Source organism: Labrys sedimenti, assembly GCF_034424805.1.
Classification (GTDB): Bacteria; Pseudomonadota; Alphaproteobacteria; order Rhizobiales; family Labraceae; genus Labrys; species Labrys sedimenti.
The window spans coordinates 469,647-492,488 of the sequence record NZ_JAXOUF010000002.1; the positions used below are offsets into that span (position 1 = coordinate 469,647).

The window sequence follows — 22,842 nt, forward strand, 5'->3', positions numbered from 1 at the left end:
CTCGCGCGGTATTCCAGCCGCAACCGTAATTCGAAGGCGCGTTCGTGGAAATCCTGCTGCTCTTTTCCGCCTTCGTGATCGCGACGTGCGGGCTGATCTACGAACTGATCGCCGGAACGCTGGCGAGCTATCTCCTGGGCGATTCCGTCACGCAGTTCTCCACCATCATCGGCACCTATCTCTTTGCCATGGGGGTGGGCTCCTGGCTTTCGCGCTATATCGAGCGCGACCTGCTCGGCCATTTCGTCCGCATCGAACTGCTGGTCGGGGCGGTCGGCGGCAGCTCCGCGGCGGCCCTGTTCATCCTGTTCGACCATGTCGCCTCCTTCCGGCTCTGGCTCTATTCGCTGGTCGGGGTGATCGGCATCCTGGTCGGCATCGAGATCCCGCTGCTGCTGCGCATCCTAGAAGGACGGCTCGCCTTCAAGGACCTGGTTTCCAAGGTCTTCACCTTCGACTATATCGGCGCGCTCTTCGCTTCCCTGCTGTTCCCGCTGGTGCTGGTGCCCTATCTCGGCCTGATCCGCTCGGCCTTCCTGTTCGGCATTCTCAACACGCTGGTGGCGATCTGGGTGCTCTATGCCATCAAGGCCCCCATCCTTCGGCGCGGTGCGCACAAGGCCGCCGCCTTCGCCGTGCTGGCTCTGCTCGGTGCCGGCTTCGCCTGGTCCGAGCGCATCCAGTCGATTGCCGAGGCGAGCGCCTATCCGGGCTCGGTGATCTTTGCCGAATCCACGCCCTATCAGCGCATCGTGGTCACGCGCCAGCAGCGCGACATCAGGCTTTTCCTCAATTCGAACCTGCAATTCTCCTCGCTCGACGAATATCGCTACCACGAGGCGTTGGTGCATCCGGTGATGAGCGCCCTCAAGGCACCGCGCAAGGTGCTGATCATCGGCGGCGGCGACGGGCTGGCCTTGCGGGAGGTCCTGAAATATCCGGCGGTCGAAGCGGTCACCATGGTGGATCTCGACCCGGCCGTGACGCGCCTGTTCTCCCATAACGAGATGATGACCGGCCTCAATGGCGGTTCCCTGTCCTCGCCCAAGCTGACCCTCATCAACGCCGATGCCTTCCTCTGGCTGCGCGAGCAGAAGCCGGCCGAGGCGCGTTTCGATGCGGTGATCATCGACCTGCCCGACCCCTCCAATTTCTCCATCGGCAAGCTCTATTCGCTCACCTTCTACCGTCTCTTGAAATCGGCGGTAAACGAGGACGGCCTGGTGGTGATCCAGAGCACCTCGCCCCTGGTCGCACGCAAATCCTTCTGGTGCGTCAACAACACGCTGGCGGCGGCCGGTTTCGAGACCGCGGCCTATCACCTCTTCGTACCCTCCTTCGGGGAATGGGGCTTCATCATCGGCTCCTTCGCACCCTATCGTCCGCCGGAGCGCCTGCCCGAGGGGCTTCGTTTCCTCGATGTGACCACCATGAAGGCGATGTTCCAGTTCCCGCCCGACATGGCCCATGTCCAGACCGCCATCCAGCGCCTCGATGACCAGCCGCTGGTGCGCTATTTCGACGAGGAGTGGGGCAATTACCTCATTTATTAGACATTCCGCTTCGACCTTGCCGGCCGTCATTGCGAGCGCAGCGAAGCAATCCAGCTCTGCCCCGCCCAACGGATTGGATTGCTTCGCTGCGCTCGCAATGACGTTTTCAGGGCGACCTTCACCATGACCCGGATCAGCCGCAAGCAATTCCTCGCCTTGGGGGCTGCCTCGCTCGGCCTGGCCGGCGCCGGGCTGGTCGGTGGGGAATTGCTGGCGGGCAAGGGGATGACTGGAAGCGGCGAGGGTGGTTCCGTGCCCGGGGAACTGGTGGGTGCGTCTTCCCGCATCGGTCACAGGTTGCGGAGCGGGTCCTTTCCGATTGCCGGCGAAACCCTGAAAACCGGCATCCTCATCGTGGGCGGCGGCATAGCGGGCCTCGGCGCCGGCTATCGCCTTGCCAAGGCTGGCTATGACGATTTCCTTCTGCTCGATCTCGAGGCTTCTCCCGGCGGCAATGCTTCCAGCGGCCGCAACGAGGTTTGTGCCTTTCCCTGGGGTGCCCATTACGTGCCGCTGCTCACCGAGGAGGCCAGGGCGGTCCGGGCGCTGTTCCAGGATTTCGGCGTCATCACCGGCTACGACGCCAAGGGCACGCCCATCTATGACGAATATGCCCTCTGCGCCGATCCCTCGGAACGGCTCTATCGCTATGGGCGCTGGCAGGAGGGCCTGATGCCTTCCATCGGCCTCGACGCCGACGAGGAGGCCGACGGCAAGCGCTTCTTTGCGGCGATGAAGGCGTTTCGCCAGCGTATCGGCAGCGACGGCCGACGCGCCTTCGCCATTCCGCTCGACCTCAGCTCCCGGGACGCCGATCTGATGGCGCTCGACGGCCTCACCATGACGGCCTGGATGGAGCGGGAGGGCTATCGCTCGCCGTCATTGGCCTGGTATGTCGATTATTGCTGCCGCGACGACTACGGCACGCGCTCGCGCGATGTCTCGGCCTGGGCCGGCATCCATTATTTCGCGGCCCGCAACGGCCGCGGCGCCGATGCCGAGGACCAGGGCCTGGTCACCTGGCCTGAGGGCAACGGCTATCTGGCGCGCCGTCTCGCCGAAGCGCTCGGCCCCCGCATCCGGACACGTTCGCTCGCTTATGCCGTCGAGGCGAAGGGGGGCGGCGTGGCCGGTAACGCCGGCGTTACCGTCGACGTCTGGGATGCGGTCGCCGACAAGGCTTTCCGCATCGAGGCCAAGGCGGCCATCCTGGCGACGCCGCATTTCGTCACGGCGCGGCTGCTGAGGGATCCGAGCCTTACCGCCGGTTTCTCCTACGCTCCCTGGGCGGTCGCCAACATCACGCTGAGCCGCCTGCCCGGCGGCGCCGGCGCCAATCTGAGCTGGGACAATGTCGTCTTCGACAGCCCCTTGCTCGGCTATGTCGTCGCCACCCACCAGATCACCCAGATGCGCCCGACCCGGACGGTGCTGACCTATTATTGGCCGATCAGTCATCTGTCGCCCGAGGACGCCCGCCGCGAGGCGCTCTCCCGGCCCCTGGCGGAATGGCAGGCGATCTTCCTGAAGGAACTCCTCGTCGTGCATCCCGAGCTCGAAGGCCATGTCGAGCGGGTTGATGTCTGGATCTGGGGCCATGCCATGATCCGGCCGGTGCCCGGCTTCATCTGGGGCGGGCAGCGCCGGGCCGGCCTGCAGCAGAGCCCGCCGGTCTTCACCGCCCATTCCGACATGAGCGGCGTCTCCATCTTCGAGGAAGCCTATACGCATGGCGTGCGTGCGGCGGAGAGGGCCATGGCCTATAGTGGCCATCCCTTCGAAACGGTGCTGTGATGGCGCGGGCAGATCAGGGAAGGCCATTGGCAGCGCAAGCGCAAACCTCGAGAGCCGGGCCGGCTCCGCCGGCGGATGCTACGCCCATCCAGGCCCGCGCCTTCGCGCCCGGCCTGCATCTGCTCATCGACTTCTGGGACTGCCGGGGCCTCACCGATGCCGCGGGCATCCAACGCGCCCTGCGCAAGGCCGCAACCGCCTGCGGCGCCACGGTGCTCGGCGTCAAGCTGCATGGCTTCGGCGAGACCGGCGGCATCACCGGCGTCGCCTTGCTCGCCGAATCCCATATCAGCATCCACACTTGGCCCGAGACCGGCTATGCCGCCCTCGACATCTTCATGTGCGGGCGCTGCGATCCCCGCCAGGCCCTGCCGGTGCTGGAGGCCCATTTCGCGCCAAGGCGGGTCAAGGTGAGCGAGCATCGGCGGGGATAAGATAGTCAGACCATAGTCCTCACCCCTCCGCCTCGCTGCCCATGTCGGCATCGGTGAGATAGACTGTCTTGATCGTCCCTGATGGATATACGCAATACCAGCTATAGGGGTTCGGCTCCTCGTCGGTGATGATCGAGCGGCAGTTGGCGGCTTTCGAAAAATGAAGGGCGAAGCGGCGCTCTTCCTCCAGTGAATCCGGGCCTGCCTGCCAGATGTCGATCTGGAGAGGATAGGTCTCGCTCAGCGGCGCGATGACGACCTCGATGTCGCTTGGCTTGTCGTCACCGGCAGCCCAGCTTTCATGCTTCTCGTCGTGGGAACCGAAATAGGTGATCGTTAGGTCTGGCTCGAAATAGTGCCGGATGGCGCCTTGGATCGTCTCGATATCGAGAGGGCGGTCGATGAAGAGCTGGAAATAGCCCATGCCGTGCTCAGTGATGTGAAAATCGCTCAGTGATGTGAAAATCCCGCCGGACCGTGCCCGGCGGGAACGATCGTTTCCTATTTCGCCGCGTCCTTGATGGGCTCCGGCTGCGTCCAGCGCAGCACGGGCTGGCGGGCGGCGCGGGTTTCGTCCAGGCGCCGGCGCGGGGCGTGGTAGGGGGCGCCGGAGAAGCGCTCGGTCTCGCCGCGACTGGCGACCAAGGCAAGGTCGCGCAGCGTGGCGATGAAGAGGTCGAGCGAGGTCTTGGATTCGCTCTCCGTCGGCTCGATCAGCATGGCGCCATGCACCACGAGGGGGAAATACATCGTCATCGGATGATAGCCCTCGTCGATCATCGCCTTGGCGAAATCGAGCGTGGTCACGCCGGTGTCCTTCAGCCAGGTGTCGTCGAACAGCGCCTCATGCATGCAGGGCTGGTCACCGAAGGGGGCCGACATCAGGTCAGCCAGGCCGGCGCGGATATAGTTGGCGGAGAGCACCGCATCTTCCGAGGCCTGCCGCATGCCGTCGGTGCCATGCGAGAGCATATAGGTCAGCGCCCGCGTGAACATGCCCATCTGGCCGTGGAAGGCGGTGAGGCGGCCGAAGGGCGTCTCGCCATTCATCACTTCTTCGGCCCGTTCGACCAGCACGCGGGCATTGACGACATAGGGGAAGGGCGCGAAGGGCGCGAGCTTGTCGGAGAGCACCACCGGCCCCGCGCCCGGCCCACCGCCGCCATGGGGCGTCGAGAAGGTCTTGTGCAGGTTGATGTGCATGGCATCGATGCCGAGGTCGCCGGGGCGCACCTTGCCGACGATGGCGTTGAAATTGGCGCCGTCGCAGTAGAAATAGGCGCCCGCCTCGTGCACCACATCGGCGATGGCGCTGACGTCACGCTCGAACAGGCCACAGGTGTTGGGGTTGGTCAGCATGATCGCGGCGACATGCGGGCCCAGGGCCTTCTTGATTTCCGCCGGATCGACGGTGCCGTCCGCGCGCACCGGGATGGACTCCACCGTGAAGCCAATCAGGGCGGCGGTGGCCGGATTGGTGCCATGGGCCGAGTCGGGCACCAGCACGACCTTGCGCGTCTCGCCTTCACCCCTGGCTGCGATGGCTGCCTTGATCGCCATCATGCCGCAAAGCTCGCCATGCGCGCCGGCCTTCGGGCTCATCGCCACCGCCGGCATGCCGGTGAGGGTCTTGAGGTAATGGGCGAGATGATCGATCACCGCCAGCGCGCCGGGCACGGTCGAGATCGGCTGCAGCGGATGGATGTCGGCAAAGCCCGGCAGCCGCGCCACCTTCTCGTTGAGGCGCGGATTGTGCTTCATGGTGCAGGAGCCGAGCGGGAAAAGCCCGGTATCGATGCCGAAATTCTTCTGGCTCAGGCGCACGAAATGGCGCATCGCCTCCGGCTCAGCAAAGCCGGGCAGGCCGATCGGATCCTTGCGCTCGAAGGCCCCGAGCCTCGGCTCGAAATCCTCGACCTCCTCGACGTCGACGCCGGTCACATCCGTGCGACCGATCTCGAACAGCAGGGCTTCCTCGATGATGAGGGCGCGGTTGCCGGTGAAGGTGGGGTTGAAGGCCTCGGCGCCCTCGCCGGGGGAGGAGGGACGTCCCTGACGGTTCAACATCAGACCAGCTCCTTCAGGGCGCTCACGAGGGCGGTGCGGTCCTCGTCGGTGTTCACTTCGGTGGAAGCGATGATCAGGAGATCCTTCAGCTCGGCATTGGGCGACAGGCGCGAATAAGGCACGCCGCCCAGAATACCCTGGGCTGCCAGCTTCTCCAGCAGCGAGGCGGCACTGCCTGATACCCGGATGGTGAACTCGTTGAAGAAGCTCTGCTGGATGATCTCGATACCCTTCACCTTGCCCAGCATGTCGGCCAGCTTCACCGCATTGGCATGGTTGACGCGGGCGAGCCTGCGCAGGCCTTTCTCGCCGAGCAGCGCCATGTGAATGGTGAAGGCCAGCACGCACAGGCCCGAATTGGTGCAGATGTTCGAGGTCGCCTTGTCGCGGCGGATGTGCTGCTCGCGGGTGGAAAGCGTCAGCACGAAACCGCGCCGGCCCTCGGCATCCACGGTCTGGCCGCAGAGGCGCCCGGGCATCTGGCGCACATATTTCTGCCGCGTGGCGAACAGGCCGACATAGGGCCCGCCATAGTTGAGGGCGTTGCCGATGGACTGGCCCTCGCCGACCACGATATCGGCACCCATTTCGCCCGGCGATTTAATGAGGCCGAGCGATACGGCCTCGGTGAACACGGCGATCAGGAGGGCGCCAGCCTTGTGGCAGGCTTGCGCGATTGGCGTGAGATCGCGCAGGTTGCCGAAGATATCAGGGTTCTGCACCACGACGCAGGAGGTCTCACCATCGATCCCCGCAATCAGATCCTCGCTGCCGTCGACGTCGGCGGGCATGGCCACCTCGGTATGGCCGGCCATCTTGGAGACGGTATGCACCACGTCGGTATAGTGCGGATGCAGGCCGCCGGAGAGGATCGCCTTGGAGCGGCGGGTGACGCGGTGGGCCATCAGCACGGCCTCGGCCGTGCCGGTCGAGCCGTCATACATCGAGGCATTGGCGACTTCCATGCCGGTCAGCAGCGCGACCTGGGTCTGGAACTCGTAGAGATATTGCAGCGTGCCCTGGGCGATCTCGGGCTGATAGGGCGTATAGGAGGTGAGGAATTCCGAACGCTGGATCAGGTGGTCGACGGTTGCCGGTACATGATGCTTATAGGCGCCGGCACCGACGAAGAAGGGCACTGAGGACGCCGTCACATTGCGCGAGGCGAAGGCGGTCATGATCTTCTCGACCGCCATTTCGCTCTTGGCATTCGGCAGCACCGGCGGTGCTTTCAGGAGCTTGTCGGCGGGGACGCTGGCGAAGAGATCGTCGATGCCGTTGACGCCGATCTTCGCCAGCATGGCGCTGCGATCATCGGCGGTCAGGGGTAGATAGCGCATGGATCAGGCTCCGATATGGGCCTTGTAGGCTGCATCGTCCATGAGAGCGTCGAGTTCGGCCGGGTTGGAGAGCTTGATCTTGATGAACCAGCCCTTGCCGAGCGGATCCTCGTTCACCGTGGAGGGAGAGTCGGGCAAGCCCTCGTTTGCCTCGATCACCGTGCCGGATACCGGGGCATAGACTTCGCTGGCGGCCTTCACCGATTCAACCACCGCGGCTTCGTCGCCCTGCTTGAGCACTTTGCCGGTGGCCGGAAGCTCGACGAACACCACGTCGCCGAGCTGCGACTGGGCGTAGTCGGTGATGCCGATCGTGGCGACGTCGCCCTCGACGGACACATATTCGTGGTCGCTGGTGAACTTGATCGTGGCCATGGTTTTCCTCAATCTCTGGATGGCTCAGGAACGGTGGAAGCGGTGTGGGGCGAAGGGCAGCGGTACGACCTGGATCGGCACATCCTTACCGCGCAATTCGACGGTGAGGCCGGTGCCTTCGGCCGCCAGGGCAGGGAGCACATAGCCGATGGCAATGGGGCCGGCCACGGTGGGGCCGAAGCCGCCCGAGGTGACGATGCCGACGGTCTCGCCGGCCTTGTTCTTCAGGGCCGCGCCCTCGCGTACGGGCGAGCGCCCTTCCGGCTTGAGGCCGACGCGGATGCGAGCGGGCCCTTCCGCGATTTCGCGCTGGATGCGGGAAGCGCCGGGAAAGCCGCCTTGTTCGCGCCGGCGCTTCTGGATCGACCAGATCAGGCCGGCCTCGATCGGCGAGATGGTCGGATCGAGCTCATGGCCATAGAGGCAGAGACCCGCCTCGAGGCGCAGCGAGTCGCGGGCGCCGAGGCCGATCGGCTTGACCCGCTCGTCGGCCAGCAGCGTGCGCCACAGGATGACGGCCTTGTCGTTGTGGACTGAGATCTCATAGCCATCCTCGCCGGTATAGCCCGAGCGGGAGAGGCCGATGGCAATGCCGTCGAAGGTCGAGCGCCGGGAGGCCATGAAGGGCATGGCGGCTGCGTCCGGGCAATGATCGGCCAGCACGGCAGCCGCGAGCGGACCCTGCAACGCGAGCAGGGCGTGGTCCCCGGCGACAACCAGCTGCGCGCTGTCGCCGATCTTATCGCGCAGCAGGGCGAAGTCGGCATCCTTGCAGCCGGCATTGACCACCAGGCCGAGCTTGCCGTCCTCGGCGGGGTCGCTCGAGCGTGCCGCCATGAGGTCGTCGAGCGTGCCGCCCTCATCGTTCAGGAACTGGGTGTAGCGCTGGCGGCCCGGGGCGAGATTGAGAATATCAGCCGGCACCAGCGTTTCCAGGGCCGCAGCGACGGCTTCATGGCTGTCGGCGATCAGATAGGCCTGCCCCATATGCGAAACGTCGAACAGGCCGGCCGCGTTGCGCGTGTGGTTGTGCTCGGCGATGATGCCAGTGGGATACTGGACCGGCATGTCATAGCCGGCAAATGGCACCATGCGTGCGCCAAGGGCGACATGCTCGGCATGAAGAGGCGTCTTGAGAAGCGGGGCTTGCTGATCTGGGCTTGCGGCTGGCTCGGCCATGGGCACTCCGGCAAAAGGTTGCACGCCGGACGAATGAATGTCCGGTTGTGCCCCCTCTGTCGCGGTTACCTGAGAGATTTCGCGACCCCGCACCCAAGTTCCAGGTGCAAGAACTGGGAGCCACTTACGCCCTTCGGTGAGCCCGAATGCTCGCGCATTCGTGCCGCTTTCCAGAGTTTCGTTCCCCCGCGGTCCGGTTGCCTGAGAGTTTCCGGGGCGGTTGCTCCTTCGGCGCCGGTCCGTGATTCCTCAAGGGAATCAGACCGAACTCTTCCGCGGGGATCGGCCGAATGCCGGGAAGCTATCCCTCGCCTCAACGGTCGTCAACCCAACAGAATGAGGCGCCTTGGGAAAAGGTCTGAAGAATTTTGAGCCCGCTCAGCCCCGGCGTTTTTTCTTGGTGACAGTGCCGCCCTTGCCGTCGAATCCGACCACGATGTCATAGGAACTGAGCGGCTGCTCCAGGCCGATGGTGATCGGGGCCGAGGTGTCGACCACCCGGAAACTGCCAGGACCGCCGCCGGGCGTCGCCGCGGCGGAGACGCGGATCACCTTGGTGTAGACGGGCTTCTCGTCGCGGTCGCGGATGGTGATACGCACTGGCGCCGAATAGCCACCACCGCCGGACGAAGCGACGTGACCCTCCACGCCGACCTTGATGGTGACGGTATTGCCGCTGGCGAGATCGCACTCACGGGCGAAGTTGGTGATAGAGAATTGCGCACTGGGGGGACCGTAGGCCGCCGCGCCGGTGGGAATGTTGATCTGCGGGCACTCGGTGTCGGGGTCGAAATCCACCCGCAGCGGGGCTTGCGATGCGGTCTGCGTCTGTGTCGGCGCAGCCGTTTCCGTCGGCGTGCCGTAGACACCGGTAATCATGCTGCTGGTGCAGCCGCCGAGAAGGAGCGCCGGGGCGACCACACCTGCCAACAGGGCGCTACGAGCCGCCCAGACGCCATACTGACTGCCAACCATCGTCACGCTCCGCTGAATGCACGGCGTCCTTATAGCATGCCGTTCGGCTTCGGCCAGTCCGGCGCTGGCCCGCTATGCACAGGCCCTTTGAACCAGTCACCAGTCAGTGTGCTGCAGGAAGCGCCGCAGGATGTGGTGGGAGTAGAAACTGGCGACCGTGGCGAGGAAGGCCGGAAAATCGACATGGGCATTGTCGTCGGCACTGTCGGAGATGGTGCGCAATACGCCACAGGGAACGCCGTAGTCATGGCAGATCTGGGCCACGGCCCCGCTTTCCATCTCGATGGCAAGGGCGTCCGGAATGTCGTCGCGCAGGGCTGCGACCGCCGCGTGACCGTTGACGAACTGGTCGCCGCTGATGATCAGCCCGCGATGAAGGCGGGGAGCGGCAAGAGCGAAGCGTTCGCGAATCTCGGCGGAGAGCTGCGGCAGATCCTCGGCCAGGAAAGCCTCGACCGCCTCCGACAGGCTGTTGCCGATGGGAGCATCGGCGGCGAAGCGGGCCATGCCCGTCAGGGGAACCTCGTAGCGCGGGAAGATCGGGCGCGCGTCGAGATCGTGCTGGAGCATGGCATCGGCCACCACGATATCGCCGACCCTGACCGATCGGGCGCCACCGCCGGCCACGCCGACATTGAGGATGGCGCCAACCTGATAGGCATGGATGAGGCCGGCGGCGGCAGTGGCGGCGGCAACCTTGCCGACCCGCGAGAGCGTCAGCACGCAGGGGCGGCCGAAGAGATGGCCGCTGTGGTAGTCCCGGCCGCCGATGCGCTGCGTCTGCGTGGCGCCGTCCTGCTTCATCAGGGCGAAAAGCGCTTCGGCCTCCTCGGCGAGCGGGACGAGGATGCCGAGGGGAGAGGTAGAAGAGACTGTCATGCAAGCTTCCGGAGCGGGCGGGTTCAGCGAAGGCGGGAACGGACACCATAGGCCATTCGTTCATCGCCTTGATGTCAAGCCATTCCGATGGGGGGACATGCCTTGCAAAAAGAAAGGCCGGGACTGAGCCCGGCCATCTCATCTCGTTGGTGGGGGAGACGCGGCGTCAGACCGCGATGCGCTCTTCGATCTCGTTGGGCTCGCGCAGCACATAGCCGCGGCCCCAGACCGTCTCGATGTAGTTGGTGCCGTTGGTGGCGTTGGCCAGTTTCTTGCGCAGCTTGCAGATGAAGACGTCGATGATCTTCAGTTCCGGCTCGTCCATTCCGCCATAGAGATGGTTGAGGAACATCTCCTTGGTCAGCGTGGTGCCCTTGCGCAGCGAGAGCAGCTCGAGCATCTGATACTCCTTGCCGGTCAGATGCACGCGCGAACCATGGACCTCGACCGTCTTGGTGTCGAGATTGACCACGAGGTCGCCGGTGGCGATCACCGACTGGGCATGGCCCTTGGAGCGGCGGACGATGGCGTGGATGCGCGCAACCAGCTCGTCCTTGTGGAAGGGCTTGGTCAGGTAGTCGTCGGCGCCGAAGCCGAGGCCCTTCACCTTGTCCTCGATGCCGGCAAGGCCGGACAGGATGAGGATCGGCGTCTTGACCTTGGCCACCCTGAGCGAGCGCAGGACCTCGTAGCCCGACATGTCGGGGAGGTTCAGGTCGAGCAGGATGATGTCGTAATCATACAGCTTGCCGAGATCGACACCTTCCTCGCCCAGATCCGTCGTATAGACGTTGAAACTCTCTGACTTGAGCATCAGCTCAATGCTTTGCGCCGTGGCGCTATCGTCTTCGACAAGAAGTACGCGCATCTCAATCCCCCACTGCGGCCTCGGAGGGTCGACCGCCGTCGCGAATGCGCAGACGGCACGGTGAAGTCACCTCGTCGATGATCAACCGCGACGCTACGCAGGCATGGTTAACAAATTGTGATTCTCTCATGCAAGCGAAACTTGAAAACAAGGTCCAAAACTCCCTGTAACACATTGCCTGAAAGACAGATTCGGTGAGCGACAAGCGTCAACATTCACATGAAGAAACTTGCCTAAGCGATTCAACCGACTCACCCATTCGCCGCAGAATTTCGACAAACGTGGCGGTGAGTTCGTTGACCGTTGTTAGGGATCATTAACGAGGCAGGTAAATTAATGGTTACCGTCGGGGCAGGTTCTTAGGGATTCAGAGCGAATCAACAGCTTTCCCCGAGCCGCCCGCGCCATGGTGGGCGGAGCGGTCGTCTCGTCGGCGACCCAGGAGGCAGGCCGGTTCGCTGCGGAGCAGCTTCGTCGAATCCGCCTGCTTCTTCAAGCTGTTAGAAACAAGTAAACGCAGTATTAATTCTGCGATTCCTGTCTGATGTGAAGCATATCTTCCGCATGAATCGGTAGTCCTGCTGCAGCTCGCTGCTCCCCGGAGAAATATTAAGAAAAGCGGCAGCGACGTGGAGAAATGGCGCGCCGACTTGGTAAATCATGGCGTACGATTTTCTTGATTGTCGACTGTCCCGCCTTGGTTCGCGGCTTTTTTGCGGCGAGTAAGGAAGAATTCACGTCCATGCCGGATGGTGTGGGTCTTCGCCGGGCCGATGGCCTGGCGATCCGATTGTGCGGCCTGTCCCCCACGGTAGGGGCGGCGGGCCGATGCGGCTGATGGAGTAGTGAGTAATGAAGTCGCGCGATACCCTTATTCGTCTCAAGCGCTTCCAGGCAGACGAGAGACGCCGCCAGGTCATCCAGATCGAAACCATGGTGGCCGAGTTCGAGCGCATGGCAAGCGAACTCGAACGCGAAATCAAGGCCGAGGAAGCCAAGGCCGGCATCACCGATCCGAGCCATTTCGCCTATCCGACCTATGCCCGTGCAGCCACTGCACGCAGGGACAATCTGCGTGGTTCGGCCGACGATCTGAAGATCAAGCTGGAAGACGCCAGGAGCGCGCTCACCGATGCGCTGGACGATCTGAAGATGGTCGAGACGCTCGACGATCGCGAAAAGGCCAGCGAGCGCAGCATCGCTGCCCAATAGAAGGCTGACGTTGGACAGCCAAATCCTGGCTAACCTCGGGCTTGGACAATCGGTACGATACGAGGCCGTCGCTCACTGCTTGGGCGTCGGCGGCTTGGTGCTGGTACAGCGCAGGTCCCTGCGCACGCAGGAAATGCCCGGGGTCGAACACATCGGCTTGCCATTCACAACCGCGCAGATGATGCATTCGTCGGTGACCTCGCTGCAATCGGGATTGCCGGCGATGAAGGAAAGCACGCGCTCGTCGGGGGCGATGGGCTGGGAGGGCGCCGGAGGCTCCGGCGGCTTGGCCTGGCTGTCCTGCGCCCGTGCCGGCGACCATCCCTGGCCGACAGTCAGTATGGCGGCAGCCAGACACAGGCGGATCAGTACGCTGCGCATTGGAGCACACTCCCTGCAACCGGCCTTCAAAACAAAGGCTTACAGCAAAACAACGTCAGCCGCGAAACGCCGTGACTTCAATCTCGACCTTCATCTCAGGCTTGATGAGATCGCAGATCAGCATGGTGGCCGCAGGTCGAATCTCCCCAAAGACCCGGCCGGTGACCGCCATCACGGTCTCCACATGGTCGGTGCTGGTCACGTAATAGGTCGCGCGCACCACCTGGCTCATGGCAAAACCACCCTCGGCCAAGGCCTTTTCGATGGTTGCCAGCGTGTTCTCGGTCTGGGCGGCGACGTCTTCCGGCAACGTCATGCTGGCATAGTCATAGCCGGTGGTACCGGAGACGAAGCACCAGTCGCCCTGCACCACGGCGCGGGAATAGCCGGCGCTGCGTTCGAGCGGGGAGCCGGTCGAGATCAGTTTGCGGGGCATGGATGCTTCCTTACACAGGCGCGGCGGTGATGCGCACGCCGCCATCGATCGCCTCGATCGTCACGGACATGCCGGCGGCCCGGGCAATCAGCCCGGTGTAGTAGGGCTGGATCAGGTGGCTATCGAGCGTGCCGTTTTCGGGCTCGCCCGCCAGAAGGCTGATCAGGCCGGGGGGAATGCGCGAATTGCCGCCAAGCGAGACGACCTCGAAGGTCGGCGCCTCGGGATCACCGGTCACCTTGGCATTGATGGAGCCGCCACGCGGAATGGTGGTGGTGGCGACCACGAGCAAGTTCAGCAACAGCTTGACCTTGTTCTTCGGCATGAACTGGCGCGGTGCCGACCAGCTCAGCGTCACCTTCTCATCCTGGATGAAGCCGCGGGCGACGTTCTCGGCATCGCCGAGATCGATCGAAGCTCCGGCCGAGCCGGCGGCCCCGAAGGCGATCCGCGCAAACTGCAGGCGTGCCGAGGCGTTCCGGGAACTTTTCTTGATCAGGTCGAGGGCAAAGGCCTTCATCGAGGCATCGTCTTCGTCCTCGAGGACTTCGAGCCCGTTGACGATGGCGCCGACCGGATTGATCACGTCATGGCAGACGCGAGAGCAGAGCAGGGCGGCCAGATCAAGCGCATCGAGTTGAAAACCAGCGGTCATCGCAGCACCCAGAATAAATCAGGAGAGAAAGGCAAATCGGAAGAGAATCAGGTCTCGAGAACCTGTTTTTCAGATAGACTCTGCGGCGCGGGATGTGAAGGCGCGAGGTGCCTGCATGTCCCGTTCCGCCCTGTTTGCAACCCTGGAGTGCGCTGACGAAGGGGGTGCAAAGATGAGCAGCAGACCCAATATTCTTGCGGTACGACGCCAATCAGGACTAAACAGGCCGCTGCTATCGGAGGCCCTTGTGACCCAGACCGCTCAGACTTCACTCTCGCCCCTTTCCAGCCCGGACGCGATTGCGCATGCCTTTGCCGAGATCGCCCGTGAGGCGGGCGCCGCGATCATGCAAGTCTACGCCAAGGGATGCGACGCCCGCATCAAGGACGACCGCTCGCCGGTGACGGAAGCGGACGAAGTGGCGGAAGCGATCATCCTGCGGCGGCTGGCGGATGTGATGCCGGGCGTCCCGGTGGTGGCGGAAGAATGCGCTGCCAAGGGGGTGATTCCGGATGTCGGCAGGCGCTTCATCCTGGTCGATCCGCTCGATGGCACCAAGGAATTCCTCAACCGCAACGGCGAGTTCACCGTCAACATCGCCCTGATCGAAGATGGCAGGCCGGTCGCCGGTTGTGTGTTCGCGCCGGCGGTCGACACGCTTTATGCGGGGGGTGATACGGCCTGGCGCGTGCGGGACGGTGCCGAAGAGACCATCTCGACGCGGGCCTACCCCGCCGAGGGGCTGACGGCGTTGTGCAGCCGTTCCCATCCCGACGCCAAGAGCGAAGCCTTTCTGGCCGAATATGCCATTGCGGACCGGCGCGAGGCCGGATCCTCTTTGAAGTTCTGCCGGGTGGCGGAAGGCGTCGCCGATGTCTATCCGCGCTTCGGGCCGACCATGGAGTGGGATGTCGCGGCCGGCCATGCCGTGCTTTCCGCCGCGGGCGGGCAGGTGCTGATGCCCGATGGCGAAGACTTTCGCTATGGCAAGGCTGCTGCCGGCTTCCGCAATGTCGCTTTCGTGGCCTGGGGCCAGGAGGCTCCTCGCAAATAGCTGAGTTGCCGCGGCTTTTCCTCGTTATCCCTGCCTCAATCCCGCGCAGATGCGGCCATGTTTCCGGGCGTTTTGCCTGCTGGAATCGCGTGGTCGTATCGCCAAGGCCTCTTGTGACCCGGTGGCATCACCGGGACCCGCGCGGACGCGTCGAAACGAAGAACGAGGGCAAGAAGGGCAGCCATTCGGATGCACTTCGCTCTTGGAAGCAATTTGTTAACGCTGATAGGCCACAAAATAGGGCTCACAGACGCCCAAAACAGGGCTTACAGAGGCCTAAGCCAACGAGGCTCGCGATGAACGACATTCTTCCCCGCCGCAAGGCTCTTACCATGATGGCCGGCATGGCTCTGTCCGCGACCGGCTTCGTCTCCCCCTCCCTGGCGCTTGCGCAGTCGGAGCGGCCGGAGCGCATCTCCTCCAACGAACTCGTCAATTCCGGCCACCGTTTCTTCGGTACCGTGTCGAGGGATCTGGCGCTCACCATTCAGAAGGCGGTGGCGCGCTGGGGCGAGCCCAATGGCTACATCCTCGGCCAGGAAGGGTCGGGCGCCTTCATCGGCGGACTTCGCTATGGCGAGGGCACGATGTTCACGCGCAATGTCGGCGACCGCAAGGTCTACTGGCAGGGCCCCTCCGTGGGGTGGGATTTCGGTGGCGACGGCGCGCGTACCATGATGCTGGTCTACAATATGGACCGGATCGACGAGATCTATAGCCGCTTCCCCGGGATCGCCGGTTCGGCCTATATCATCGGCGGCTTCGGCATGACCGCGCTGGGTGATGGCAATATGATGGTGGTGCCCATCAAGTCCGGCGTCGGTGCCCGTCTCGGCATCAATCTGGGTTATCTCAAATTCACGCCGTCGGCCACGTGGAATCCCTTCTGATCCCGCGCAACTGTGCGGCATCTGAGGGTGGTTGCTGGTGTTCATCCCAGCAAGGAAATGCAGATACCAGTGCTGCGGTCAGATCATCTATACAAACCGTACGCAATGGATGCTAGTTGGACATCCAAGTGCGATTTTAAGCACGCTGTGCGTTTTCATCCTGCATTGTCGTCGAATTGACGTATAGTACGGCGAAGATATCGCCGTACTGAGACTCTGCCGTGCTCGATTATGCGATTGCCTTTTTCCTCGGAGCAGCGCTCGCTGCCTTGGCCGCACTGGCCATGGTGCCTGCGATCTGGGGACGTGCGCGTCGCTTGATCCGTCGTGAAATGGAAACCGCTTTGCCCCTGTCGATGGCACAGGTGCGGGCCGCCCAGGATCACGTCCGGGCGGAAGCGGCCATGCGACACCGTCGCCTTGAACAGAAAGCCGAGCATGAGCGCGCCCAGCGGCATCAGCTGATGGCCGACTATGGCCGTCAGAGTGAAAGGCTGCGCCGGCTCGAGGCCCTGCTCGGGGTCGATGCCGCCAGGCTTGGTCAATTGGAAGACGGTGCAGCCAATGGCCAGCGCGACGTGCTCGCCGCCCAGCAGGAGGTTGCGGCGCTGAAGGCGGAGCTGGCGGCGGCGCGAGTGACCATTGCGCTGCGCGATGACGAAGCCCTCGATCACGGCCGCGAGCTTGCCGCGGCGCAGGAAAGCAATGACAGCCTGCGCATCGAATTGGTCGCTCTTCGTACCAAGCTCGGTGCGGCGGAGGATGGCGCGGTTCTGCATCAGCACGAATTGCAGGAGGCGCTGGAACTGGCTTCCGGCAAGAATGACCGCCTCGCCACCCAGTCGATCGAGCTGATGCGGCGCGACACTGCGATCGCCGCACTCGAGGCGCGGACGGCCTCGTTGCAGCGCGAATTGCAGGCGATGGCCGACAAGAGACAGGCAGCCGAAACCGAGCGATCTGACAGCCTGGTCCGACTTTCGGACTGGGAGGCGGATCTGCGCCGCAAGGATGCCCTATTGGCCGAACGCGATGCCCGGCTGGCCCTGGCGGGGGGACGGGAGGCCGAACTGATCGCCGAGCTCAATCGCCTGCGCCGCAGTGCGGAGCCGAGCGCCGCCGAGGAAGAAATCGGTGCCCTGAAGATCGAGCGGGCCCGCTTGCAGGCCGAGCTTGCCGCTCTTCGCGAGGAAGCCCATGAATCCTGGCTGCGCATCGAGGCCGACAACAGCCTTCTTCGCCGCGAAATGGCGCAGGTCGCTGCCGAAATCGCCCGCGAGGCGGCAACCCGCCGGGCCGTCGGTGTGGTGCCCGGACCGGAGCGTCAGGCAGCGAATGATCCGGCTGCACAGGACCAGGCAGCACAGGCAAGCCAGGAAGCCCGGCCGAACTGACCACGCTCTCAACGCATTTCGACGGTATGGCTGCGCAAGGATTCCTTCGGTCACACCTGGTCGATCGGCGCGCCGCCGAAGTAGCAGAGTGGCGGGAGCATTCGTCACTCCCGTCAGTGACCGGGCTGATATTACAGCGCGGCGGCGATCTTCGCCGCCAGGCGCGCATTGTTCTCCACCAAGGCGATATTGGCGATCAGGCTGCGCCCCTCGGTGAGGTCGAGCATGCGTGAGAGCAGGAAAGGCGTGAGAGCCTTGCCGGAAATGCCCATGGCATCGGCTTCGTCCACGGCCGCTTCGATAGCGGGATTGATCTCGTTGGCGGCGATCTCGTCGGCCGGCGGGATGGGGTTGCCGACCAGCACGCCGCCGTCGAGCCGCAATTCCGCGCGGGCTCGGATCAGGGCGGCGATGTCGGCGGGGTCGTCGAGGCGCATCGGTGCCGCCAGGCCGCTCTTGCGGCTCCAGAAGGCGGGGAATTCGTCGGAGCCATAGCCGACGACCGGCACGCCGAGCGTCTCCAGGGTCTCCAGCGTCTTGGGCAGGTCGAGGATGGCCTTGGCGCCGGCGCAGACGACGCAGACCGGCGTGCGCGCCAGTTCCTGCAGATCGGCCGAGATGTCGTAGGTCTTCTCGACGCCGCGATGCACGCCGCCGATGCCGCCGGTGGCGAAGACGCGGATACCGGCCCGGTCGGCGGCGATCATGGTGGCGGCCACCGTGGTGGAGCCGTTCTTGCCCGTGGCGACGGCATAGCCGAGGTCGGCACGGCTGAGCTTCAGGAAGCCGGTAGCCTTGCCCATGGCTTCGAGCTGGCTGTCCTCCAGCCCGGCATGAATGACGCCGTCGAGCACGGCGATGGTTGCCGGCTCGGCACCGCCGGCCCTGACCGCCGCTTCGACCTTGCGGGCCGTCTCGACGTTCTGGGGCCAGGGCATGCCATGGGTGATGATGGTGGATTCCAGCGCGACGACCGGCTTGCCGGCCTTGAGGGCGGCAGAGACAGCGGCGGAATGAGCAATGGACGTCATGATGCTATCGTTTCGGTTGGATGGGAATTGATGTAGCGGGCCAGCACGGCCTGCATGGTGAGATCGGAACGCACGGTCTGGGGCGACTCGACCGTGAGGGCTGCGGCAGCCATGGCCCGGTGGGCCGCCATGAGGAAGTCGTCGCCGGCGGCGAGGCGTGCGAGCGTGGCCCCGGCCAGCGCATCGCCGGCCCCGTTGACGTTGGTCGGGCGGGAGGCCAGCGCGGCGATAGGGGTTACCTTGCCCGCTTCCCAGGCCAGGGCTCCGCGCGGGCCGAGGGTGAGCAGGCCGCGTGGCGCCGGGCCCGCCGCGAGCCTTGTAGCCAGGGCTTCCGCTTCCTCCTCGCTTCCGAGCAAAGCGCGCGCCTCGTAGAGATTGAGGAAGAGGATATCGATCGAGGCCAGGATCGGTACGAGCCTGGCCAGCTTCTGCACCGAGACGGGCACGCAGGCGAGGGGGCGGGCACCTTTGGTCTCCGCCACGGCCTGCAAAGCGGCTGGCGGCAGGTTGGCGTCGGCGAACACATAGCCTTCCGGAGGAAAGCTGACCATCTGGGCGGTGATGGTTTCGGGCTCTATCCGGTCGAAGATCGCCATGTCGGCGAGACCGATCACCAATTCGCCCTCGCCGCTGAAAATGGCGGTGTAGGAGGCGGTGGTGGCTCCGGCGGCCAGCCTGACGGAGCTCATGTCGATGCCGGCCCGGTTGCTTTCCTCGACGACACGCCGCCCCTCCAGATCGTCGCCGACCAGTGAGACGAGGCCGACCTCGATGCCCAGGCGCGCCAGATTCTCAGCCACGTTGCGGGCGACACCGCCCAGGCTGGTGCGCATCGTGCCGATGTTCGAGGTGTAGAGGCGCTCCTTCGCATCGGCGGTCTCGCCGACACGGTCGATGACGCAGCCCCCTGCACATAGAACGGGACGATAGGCCATGGCTCCTCGCGACGGGCCCATAGGCCCGAAAACGCTTCCCGTGCCACAGATTCGCGCCCGCAACAATGCGACGCTCCGCCGGTTGCCGCTTTCCTCTTGCGTCACGCTGCGATTGCCGTCATGAGAATCCCGCCTTCCAAGCGCATCCGGGACAGGCCTTGCTCTTTCCCGGCAACCGCCACATTTTGCGCATTCTTGTTTGGCTTTTGTGGCTCTTCTTCCCTCCGAGATGATTTCATGCGCACTGCCCCCTTGCTTGCCGCCCTGTTGCTGATGGCCTCGCCAGCCCTGGCCCAGACGGAGCCGCAGCCTTCGTCGCCCCAGGCCCAGCCACAACCTCAAGCCCAGCCACAACCTCAAGCCCAACCGCAGCCTCAAGGCCAGTCTGAGCCCCAAGCCCAACCTCAAGCCCAGCCTCAAGCTCAGCCGCAATCCGGGGCGCAGCCCGCCGCACAGCCCCAGCCGCAAGGCCAGCCACAGGGGCAGGCGCAGCCCCAGGTGCAGGCCTGCACCACGCCGACCGATCCCGCCGGCTTCCCGGCGTGGCTGGAAAATTTCAAGAAGGATGCCGCGGCCAGGGGCATTGGCGCCCAGGGCATGGCCGCCCTGGAGGGCGTTACCTACGATCCCAAGGTGATCGGGCTCGACCGCGCCCAGCGGAAGACCTTTTCGCAGACCTTCGAGGAGTTCTCGGGCCGCATGGTCAATGCCTATCGCATCAAGCGCGGCAAGCAGGTGATCAAGAAATACCAGGCAGTGTTCGACAAGGCCGAAGCCGAATATGGCGTGCAGGCGCCGATCATCGCTTCTCTCTGGGCGCTCGAGACCGATTTCGGGGCCAATGTCGGCAAGTTCGAGAGCATCCGCTCGCTGGCAACCCTCTCCTTCGATTGCCGCCGCGGTGACAAGTTCCGCCCCGAACTGATTGCCGCCCTCACCATCGTCGACAAGGGCGACGTGCCGCTGCACGAGATGCGCGGTGCCTGGGCCGGTGAGATCGGCCAGGTCCAGTTCATGCCGACCTCCTATCTCAAGCATGCCGTAGATTTCGACGGCGATGGCCACAAGGATCTGGTCAAGAGCCAGGCCGACGTGATCGGCTCGGTCGCCAAGTTCCTGTCGGGCCGCTGGCAGCGTGGCGCCGGCTGGAATCCCGGCGAGCCGAATTTCGACGCCCTCAAGGCCTGGAACGGCAGCGAGCTCTATCGCAAGACGGTCGCGCTGCTGGCCACCAAGATCGCGGAATAGCGGAAATTTCCGGAGCGGTGGCCTGCCCACGGGGGCGGTCTTGCCGGGCAAGCGCGGGGTTGGTGTGCCGATCTTCAGATCGGCATCTTTCCGCCGCTCCGGAACTGAGAATGCCGATCTGAAGATCGGCACATCGGCCCCGTCTCCCCGCCTTTTCCATGTGGGGACCGTGAAAATCCCCTGTTCGGCATGAAACCCGCGTGGCAAGGTTGCGGCTTGAGCCCGCCACACCGGAGTTTCCCGATGCTTCGCCGCACCTTTCTCGCCCTTGGCGCCATCGCAGCCTTGGCCGTTCCCCTAGGACTGGCCCAGGGGCCGGCCGAGGCCCAGACGCTGCCTGACCTGAAGGGCCGCACCATCGTCGCCGTCACCGAGAATGCCTATTTCCCGTTGAACTTCACCGATCCCAAGACGGGGCAGGGCATCGGTTGGGAATATGACGCGATCAACGAGATCGGCAAGCGGCTCAATGCCAAGGTCGAGTGGAAGACCTCGTCCTGGGACGCCATGATCCAGGCGGTGCAGAATGGCCAGTTCGACATCGGCATGGACGGCATCTCCATCACCGACGAGCGCAAGAAACAGATCGCCTTCTCCGACCCTTACATGGTGTCCGAACAGTTCATGCTGGTGCGGGCCGACGAAAAGCGCTTCACCGATTCCAAGAGCTTTGCGGCCGATGACAAGCTTTTCGTCGGCGCCCAGTCCGGCACCACCAATTTCTTCGTCTCGGTCACCGACCTGCTCGGCGGCAACGACAAAAGCCCGCGGCTTAAGCTGTTCGAGACCTTCGGGGCCTCGGTGCAGGCGCTCAAATCGGGCGATGTCGATACGGTGCTGATGGACAAGGCCGGCGCCGAGGGCAACATCGCCGCCTCGCCGGACAGCTTCAAGATCGTCGGCAACGGCCTTGGCCATGACGAGTTCGGCTTCATCCTCAAGCAGGGCTCCGATCTCATCGGTCCGGTCAATGCCGCGCTGGCCGCAATGAAGGCGGATGGGACGACCAAGGCGCTCGATAAGAAGTGGTTCTTCGACTACAAGACCGCGAACTGAGCCGGGATCGGCTTCTCGACACCACGGTGTCATTGCGAGCGGAGCGAAGCAATCCAGTTTTCTGCTGGCGGCGAAGTCTGGATTGCTTCGCTCCGCTCGCAATGACCAAATTGTCCGTCGCTTCGACCCTTGAGCCGCCTGCCTTACTCCCGGATCTTCCTGCCTTCACATGACGACGTCTCACGCGCCACCGCCGCCACCCTCCTTCCTGTCGAAAGTGCCCTGGTGGCTGGTGATCCTCATCGTGCTGGGGACGGCCGTCCTGATCGGCGGCCTGGCCAGCGAGCAATATCGCATCATCTTCGGCGTGGTGGGGCAGGGGCTCTTCGTCACCATCCGGGTAACGGTGATCGCCTTTGCTGCTTCGCTGGTGCTCGGCACCATTCTGGCGCTCGGGCTGGTGTCGCGGTCGCGCTGGCTGGGGGAGGGGCTCAAGGCCTATGTCGAGGTCATGCGCGGCGTGCCCATGATCGTGCTGCTCTATTACATCGCCTTCGCGGTCGGCCCGGCCTTGATCGAAGGCTATGTCACCCTGTTCGGCCCGGCCATCGCCGCCGGCTTCATGCCGGAGATCACCATCCGGGATTTCAGCTTCGAATGGCGGGCGATCTTCGCGCTGACGCTGGCCTATTCGGCCTTCATCGCCGAGATCGTGCGCGGCGGCATCCAGTCCATCCCGGCCGGACAGTTCGAGGCGGCCCAGGCGCTCGGCCTGACGCGCTTCAAGACCATGCGCCTCATCGTGCTGCCGCAGGCGTTCAAGACGATGACGCCGCCGCTCGGCAACGACCTCGTCTCCATGCTGAAGGATTCTTCTCTCGTCTCCGTGCTCGGCATCGCCGACATCACCCAGAACGGCAAGACCTATACGGCCTCGACCTTCCGCTTCTTTGAGACCTATACGGTGGTGGCCTTCTTCTATCTCACCATGACCATTGGCCTGACCCTGCTGGTGCGCAGGCTGGAGCAGCGCATGCGCCGCAACGAGGTGCGGCAGGATTAGGGGGAGCTGGAGGGGCGATCTCCAGATCGACCTCTTTACCCGCACGCTCGGCGTTTTCAAGAGGTCGATCTGGAGATCGACCC

Annotated in this window: 23 protein-coding genes and 1 riboswitch; of the genes, 10 read left to right on the plus strand and 13 right to left on the minus strand. The window is 64.2% G+C overall.

Annotated elements, in window-relative coordinates:
• The first annotated feature begins 44 nt into the window (after nucleotides 1–44).
• The 3 genes from U1R88_RS08640 to speD all read left to right on the plus strand — a co-directional run bounded on the left by U1R88_RS08640 (nucleotide 45) and on the right by speD (nucleotide 3,781).
• The gene (locus tag U1R88_RS08640) at nucleotides 45–1,553 is read left to right on the plus strand and encodes a polyamine aminopropyltransferase (protein ID WP_322430879.1); all 1,509 of its coding nucleotides are present in this window, start codon (nucleotides 45–47) and stop codon (nucleotides 1,551–1,553) included.
• Between the two features lie 123 nt (nucleotides 1,554–1,676).
• Entirely contained in the window at nucleotides 1,677–3,347 is a 1,671-nt protein-coding gene (locus U1R88_RS08645; protein WP_322430880.1) for an FAD-dependent oxidoreductase, read from the plus strand.
• A 26-nt stretch (nucleotides 3,348–3,373) separates the two neighbouring features.
• A complete protein-coding gene (gene speD / locus U1R88_RS08650; protein WP_322430881.1) occupies nucleotides 3,374–3,781 on the plus strand; it encodes an adenosylmethionine decarboxylase in 408 nt (135 codons plus the stop codon).
• Between the two features lie 19 nt (nucleotides 3,782–3,800).
• Here speD and U1R88_RS08655 read toward each other — a convergent pair whose 3' ends face one another.
• The 8 genes from U1R88_RS08655 to ctrA all read right to left on the minus strand — a co-directional run bounded on the left by U1R88_RS08655 (nucleotide 3,801) and on the right by ctrA (nucleotide 11,464).
• Complete coding sequence (locus U1R88_RS08655) at nucleotides 3,801–4,205, minus strand: hypothetical protein (RefSeq protein ID WP_322430882.1); 405 nt, start codon at nucleotides 4,203–4,205, stop codon at nucleotides 3,801–3,803.
• A gap of 77 nt (nucleotides 4,206–4,282) precedes the next feature.
• Nucleotides 4,283–5,848 (minus strand): aminomethyl-transferring glycine dehydrogenase subunit GcvPB, encoded by a 1,566-nt coding sequence (gcvPB, locus tag U1R88_RS08660; RefSeq protein ID WP_322430883.1) that lies wholly within the window; start codon nucleotides 5,846–5,848, stop codon nucleotides 4,283–4,285.
• Nucleotides 5,848–7,188 carry an aminomethyl-transferring glycine dehydrogenase subunit GcvPA gene (gene gcvPA, locus U1R88_RS08665; RefSeq protein WP_322430884.1) on the minus strand — a complete coding sequence of 447 codons (1,341 nt, stop codon included), beginning with the start codon at nucleotides 7,186–7,188 and terminating at the stop codon, nucleotides 5,848–5,850. Before gcvPA ends, gcvPB begins: the two co-directional genes overlap by 1 nt.
• Nucleotides 7,189–7,191: 3 nt before the next feature.
• Nucleotides 7,192–7,563: a glycine cleavage system protein GcvH gene (gene gcvH, locus U1R88_RS08670; protein WP_322430885.1), complete on the minus strand. Its 372-nt coding sequence runs from the start codon at nucleotides 7,561–7,563 to the stop codon at nucleotides 7,192–7,194.
• A gap of 24 nt (nucleotides 7,564–7,587) precedes the next feature.
• Nucleotides 7,588–8,742, minus strand: coding sequence for a glycine cleavage system aminomethyltransferase GcvT (gene gcvT / locus U1R88_RS08675; RefSeq protein WP_322430886.1), 1,155 nt, complete (start codon nucleotides 8,740–8,742; stop codon nucleotides 7,588–7,590).
• Nucleotides 8,743–8,921: 179 nt separating this feature from the next.
• A riboswitch (glycine riboswitch) is annotated at nucleotides 8,922–9,028 on the minus strand.
• 92 nt (nucleotides 9,029–9,120) lie between these two features.
• Entirely contained in the window at nucleotides 9,121–9,717 is a 597-nt protein-coding gene (locus U1R88_RS08680) for a hypothetical protein (RefSeq protein ID WP_322430887.1), read from the minus strand.
• Between the two features lie 96 nt (nucleotides 9,718–9,813).
• On the minus strand, nucleotides 9,814–10,596 hold the full coding sequence (locus U1R88_RS08685; RefSeq protein WP_322430888.1) for a 5'-methylthioadenosine/adenosylhomocysteine nucleosidase: 783 nt from the start codon (nucleotides 10,594–10,596) through the stop codon (nucleotides 9,814–9,816).
• A gap of 166 nt (nucleotides 10,597–10,762) precedes the next feature.
• Nucleotides 10,763–11,464 (minus strand): response regulator transcription factor CtrA, encoded by a 702-nt coding sequence (gene ctrA, locus U1R88_RS08690; protein WP_105861513.1) that lies wholly within the window; start codon nucleotides 11,462–11,464, stop codon nucleotides 10,763–10,765.
• A gap of 852 nt (nucleotides 11,465–12,316) precedes the next feature.
• Here ctrA and fliJ point away from each other — a divergent pair.
• Entirely contained in the window at nucleotides 12,317–12,676 is a 360-nt protein-coding gene (gene fliJ / locus U1R88_RS08695) for a flagellar export protein FliJ (RefSeq protein ID WP_068286244.1), read from the plus strand.
• A gap of 72 nt (nucleotides 12,677–12,748) precedes the next feature.
• On the opposite strand, the gene U1R88_RS08700 is transcribed toward fliJ, so the two are convergent.
• From U1R88_RS08700 to chpT, 3 genes are read right to left on the minus strand one after another with little or no spacing between them, the layout of a single operon-like run.
• Nucleotides 12,749–13,057 (minus strand): hypothetical protein, encoded by a 309-nt coding sequence (locus U1R88_RS08700; protein WP_322430889.1) that lies wholly within the window; start codon nucleotides 13,055–13,057, stop codon nucleotides 12,749–12,751.
• Nucleotides 13,058–13,112: 55 nt separating this feature from the next.
• Nucleotides 13,113–13,493: a RidA family protein gene (locus U1R88_RS08705; RefSeq protein ID WP_322430890.1), complete on the minus strand. Its 381-nt coding sequence runs from the start codon at nucleotides 13,491–13,493 to the stop codon at nucleotides 13,113–13,115.
• 10 nt (nucleotides 13,494–13,503) lie between these two features.
• Nucleotides 13,504–14,148, minus strand: a complete 645-nt coding sequence (gene chpT / locus U1R88_RS08710) for a histidine phosphotransferase ChpT (protein WP_068286236.1) — start codon at nucleotides 14,146–14,148, stop codon at nucleotides 13,504–13,506.
• 247 nt (nucleotides 14,149–14,395) lie between these two features.
• Here chpT and cysQ point away from each other — a divergent pair, with 247 nt between their 5' ends.
• From cysQ to U1R88_RS08725, 3 genes are all read left to right on the plus strand, one after another.
• Nucleotides 14,396–15,202: a 3'(2'),5'-bisphosphate nucleotidase CysQ gene (cysQ, locus tag U1R88_RS08715; RefSeq protein ID WP_322430891.1), complete on the plus strand. Its 807-nt coding sequence runs from the start codon at nucleotides 14,396–14,398 to the stop codon at nucleotides 15,200–15,202.
• A 296-nt stretch (nucleotides 15,203–15,498) separates the two neighbouring features.
• The gene (locus U1R88_RS08720) at nucleotides 15,499–16,092 is read left to right on the plus strand and encodes a DUF1134 domain-containing protein (protein ID WP_068286233.1); all 594 of its coding nucleotides are present in this window, start codon (nucleotides 15,499–15,501) and stop codon (nucleotides 16,090–16,092) included.
• A gap of 221 nt (nucleotides 16,093–16,313) precedes the next feature.
• A complete protein-coding gene (locus tag U1R88_RS08725) occupies nucleotides 16,314–17,486 on the plus strand; it encodes a coiled-coil domain-containing protein (protein ID WP_322430892.1) in 1,173 nt (390 codons plus the stop codon).
• A gap of 131 nt (nucleotides 17,487–17,617) precedes the next feature.
• Here the strand turns inward: U1R88_RS08725 and U1R88_RS08730 are convergent, their stop codons facing one another.
• Both U1R88_RS08730 and U1R88_RS08735 read right to left on the minus strand, forming a co-directional pair.
• Complete coding sequence (locus tag U1R88_RS08730) at nucleotides 17,618–18,517, minus strand: pseudouridine-5'-phosphate glycosidase (protein ID WP_322430893.1); 900 nt, start codon at nucleotides 18,515–18,517, stop codon at nucleotides 17,618–17,620.
• Nucleotides 18,514–19,452, minus strand: coding sequence for a carbohydrate kinase family protein (locus U1R88_RS08735; RefSeq protein ID WP_322430894.1), 939 nt, complete (start codon nucleotides 19,450–19,452; stop codon nucleotides 18,514–18,516). The genes U1R88_RS08730 and U1R88_RS08735 overlap by 4 nt, the downstream gene beginning before the upstream one ends.
• Before the next feature lie 237 nt (nucleotides 19,453–19,689).
• Here U1R88_RS08735 and U1R88_RS08740 point away from each other — a divergent pair, with 237 nt between their 5' ends.
• From U1R88_RS08740 to U1R88_RS08750, 3 genes are all read left to right on the plus strand, one after another.
• Entirely contained in the window at nucleotides 19,690–20,700 is a 1,011-nt protein-coding gene (locus tag U1R88_RS08740; protein WP_322430895.1) for a lytic murein transglycosylase, read from the plus strand.
• 243 nt (nucleotides 20,701–20,943) lie between these two features.
• Nucleotides 20,944–21,756, plus strand: coding sequence for a transporter substrate-binding domain-containing protein (locus tag U1R88_RS08745; RefSeq protein WP_322430896.1), 813 nt, complete (start codon nucleotides 20,944–20,946; stop codon nucleotides 21,754–21,756).
• 169 nt (nucleotides 21,757–21,925) lie between these two features.
• The gene (locus U1R88_RS08750) at nucleotides 21,926–22,759 is read left to right on the plus strand and encodes an amino acid ABC transporter permease (RefSeq protein ID WP_322430897.1); all 834 of its coding nucleotides are present in this window, start codon (nucleotides 21,926–21,928) and stop codon (nucleotides 22,757–22,759) included.
• The last annotated feature ends 83 nt before the right edge of the window (nucleotides 22,760–22,842 follow it).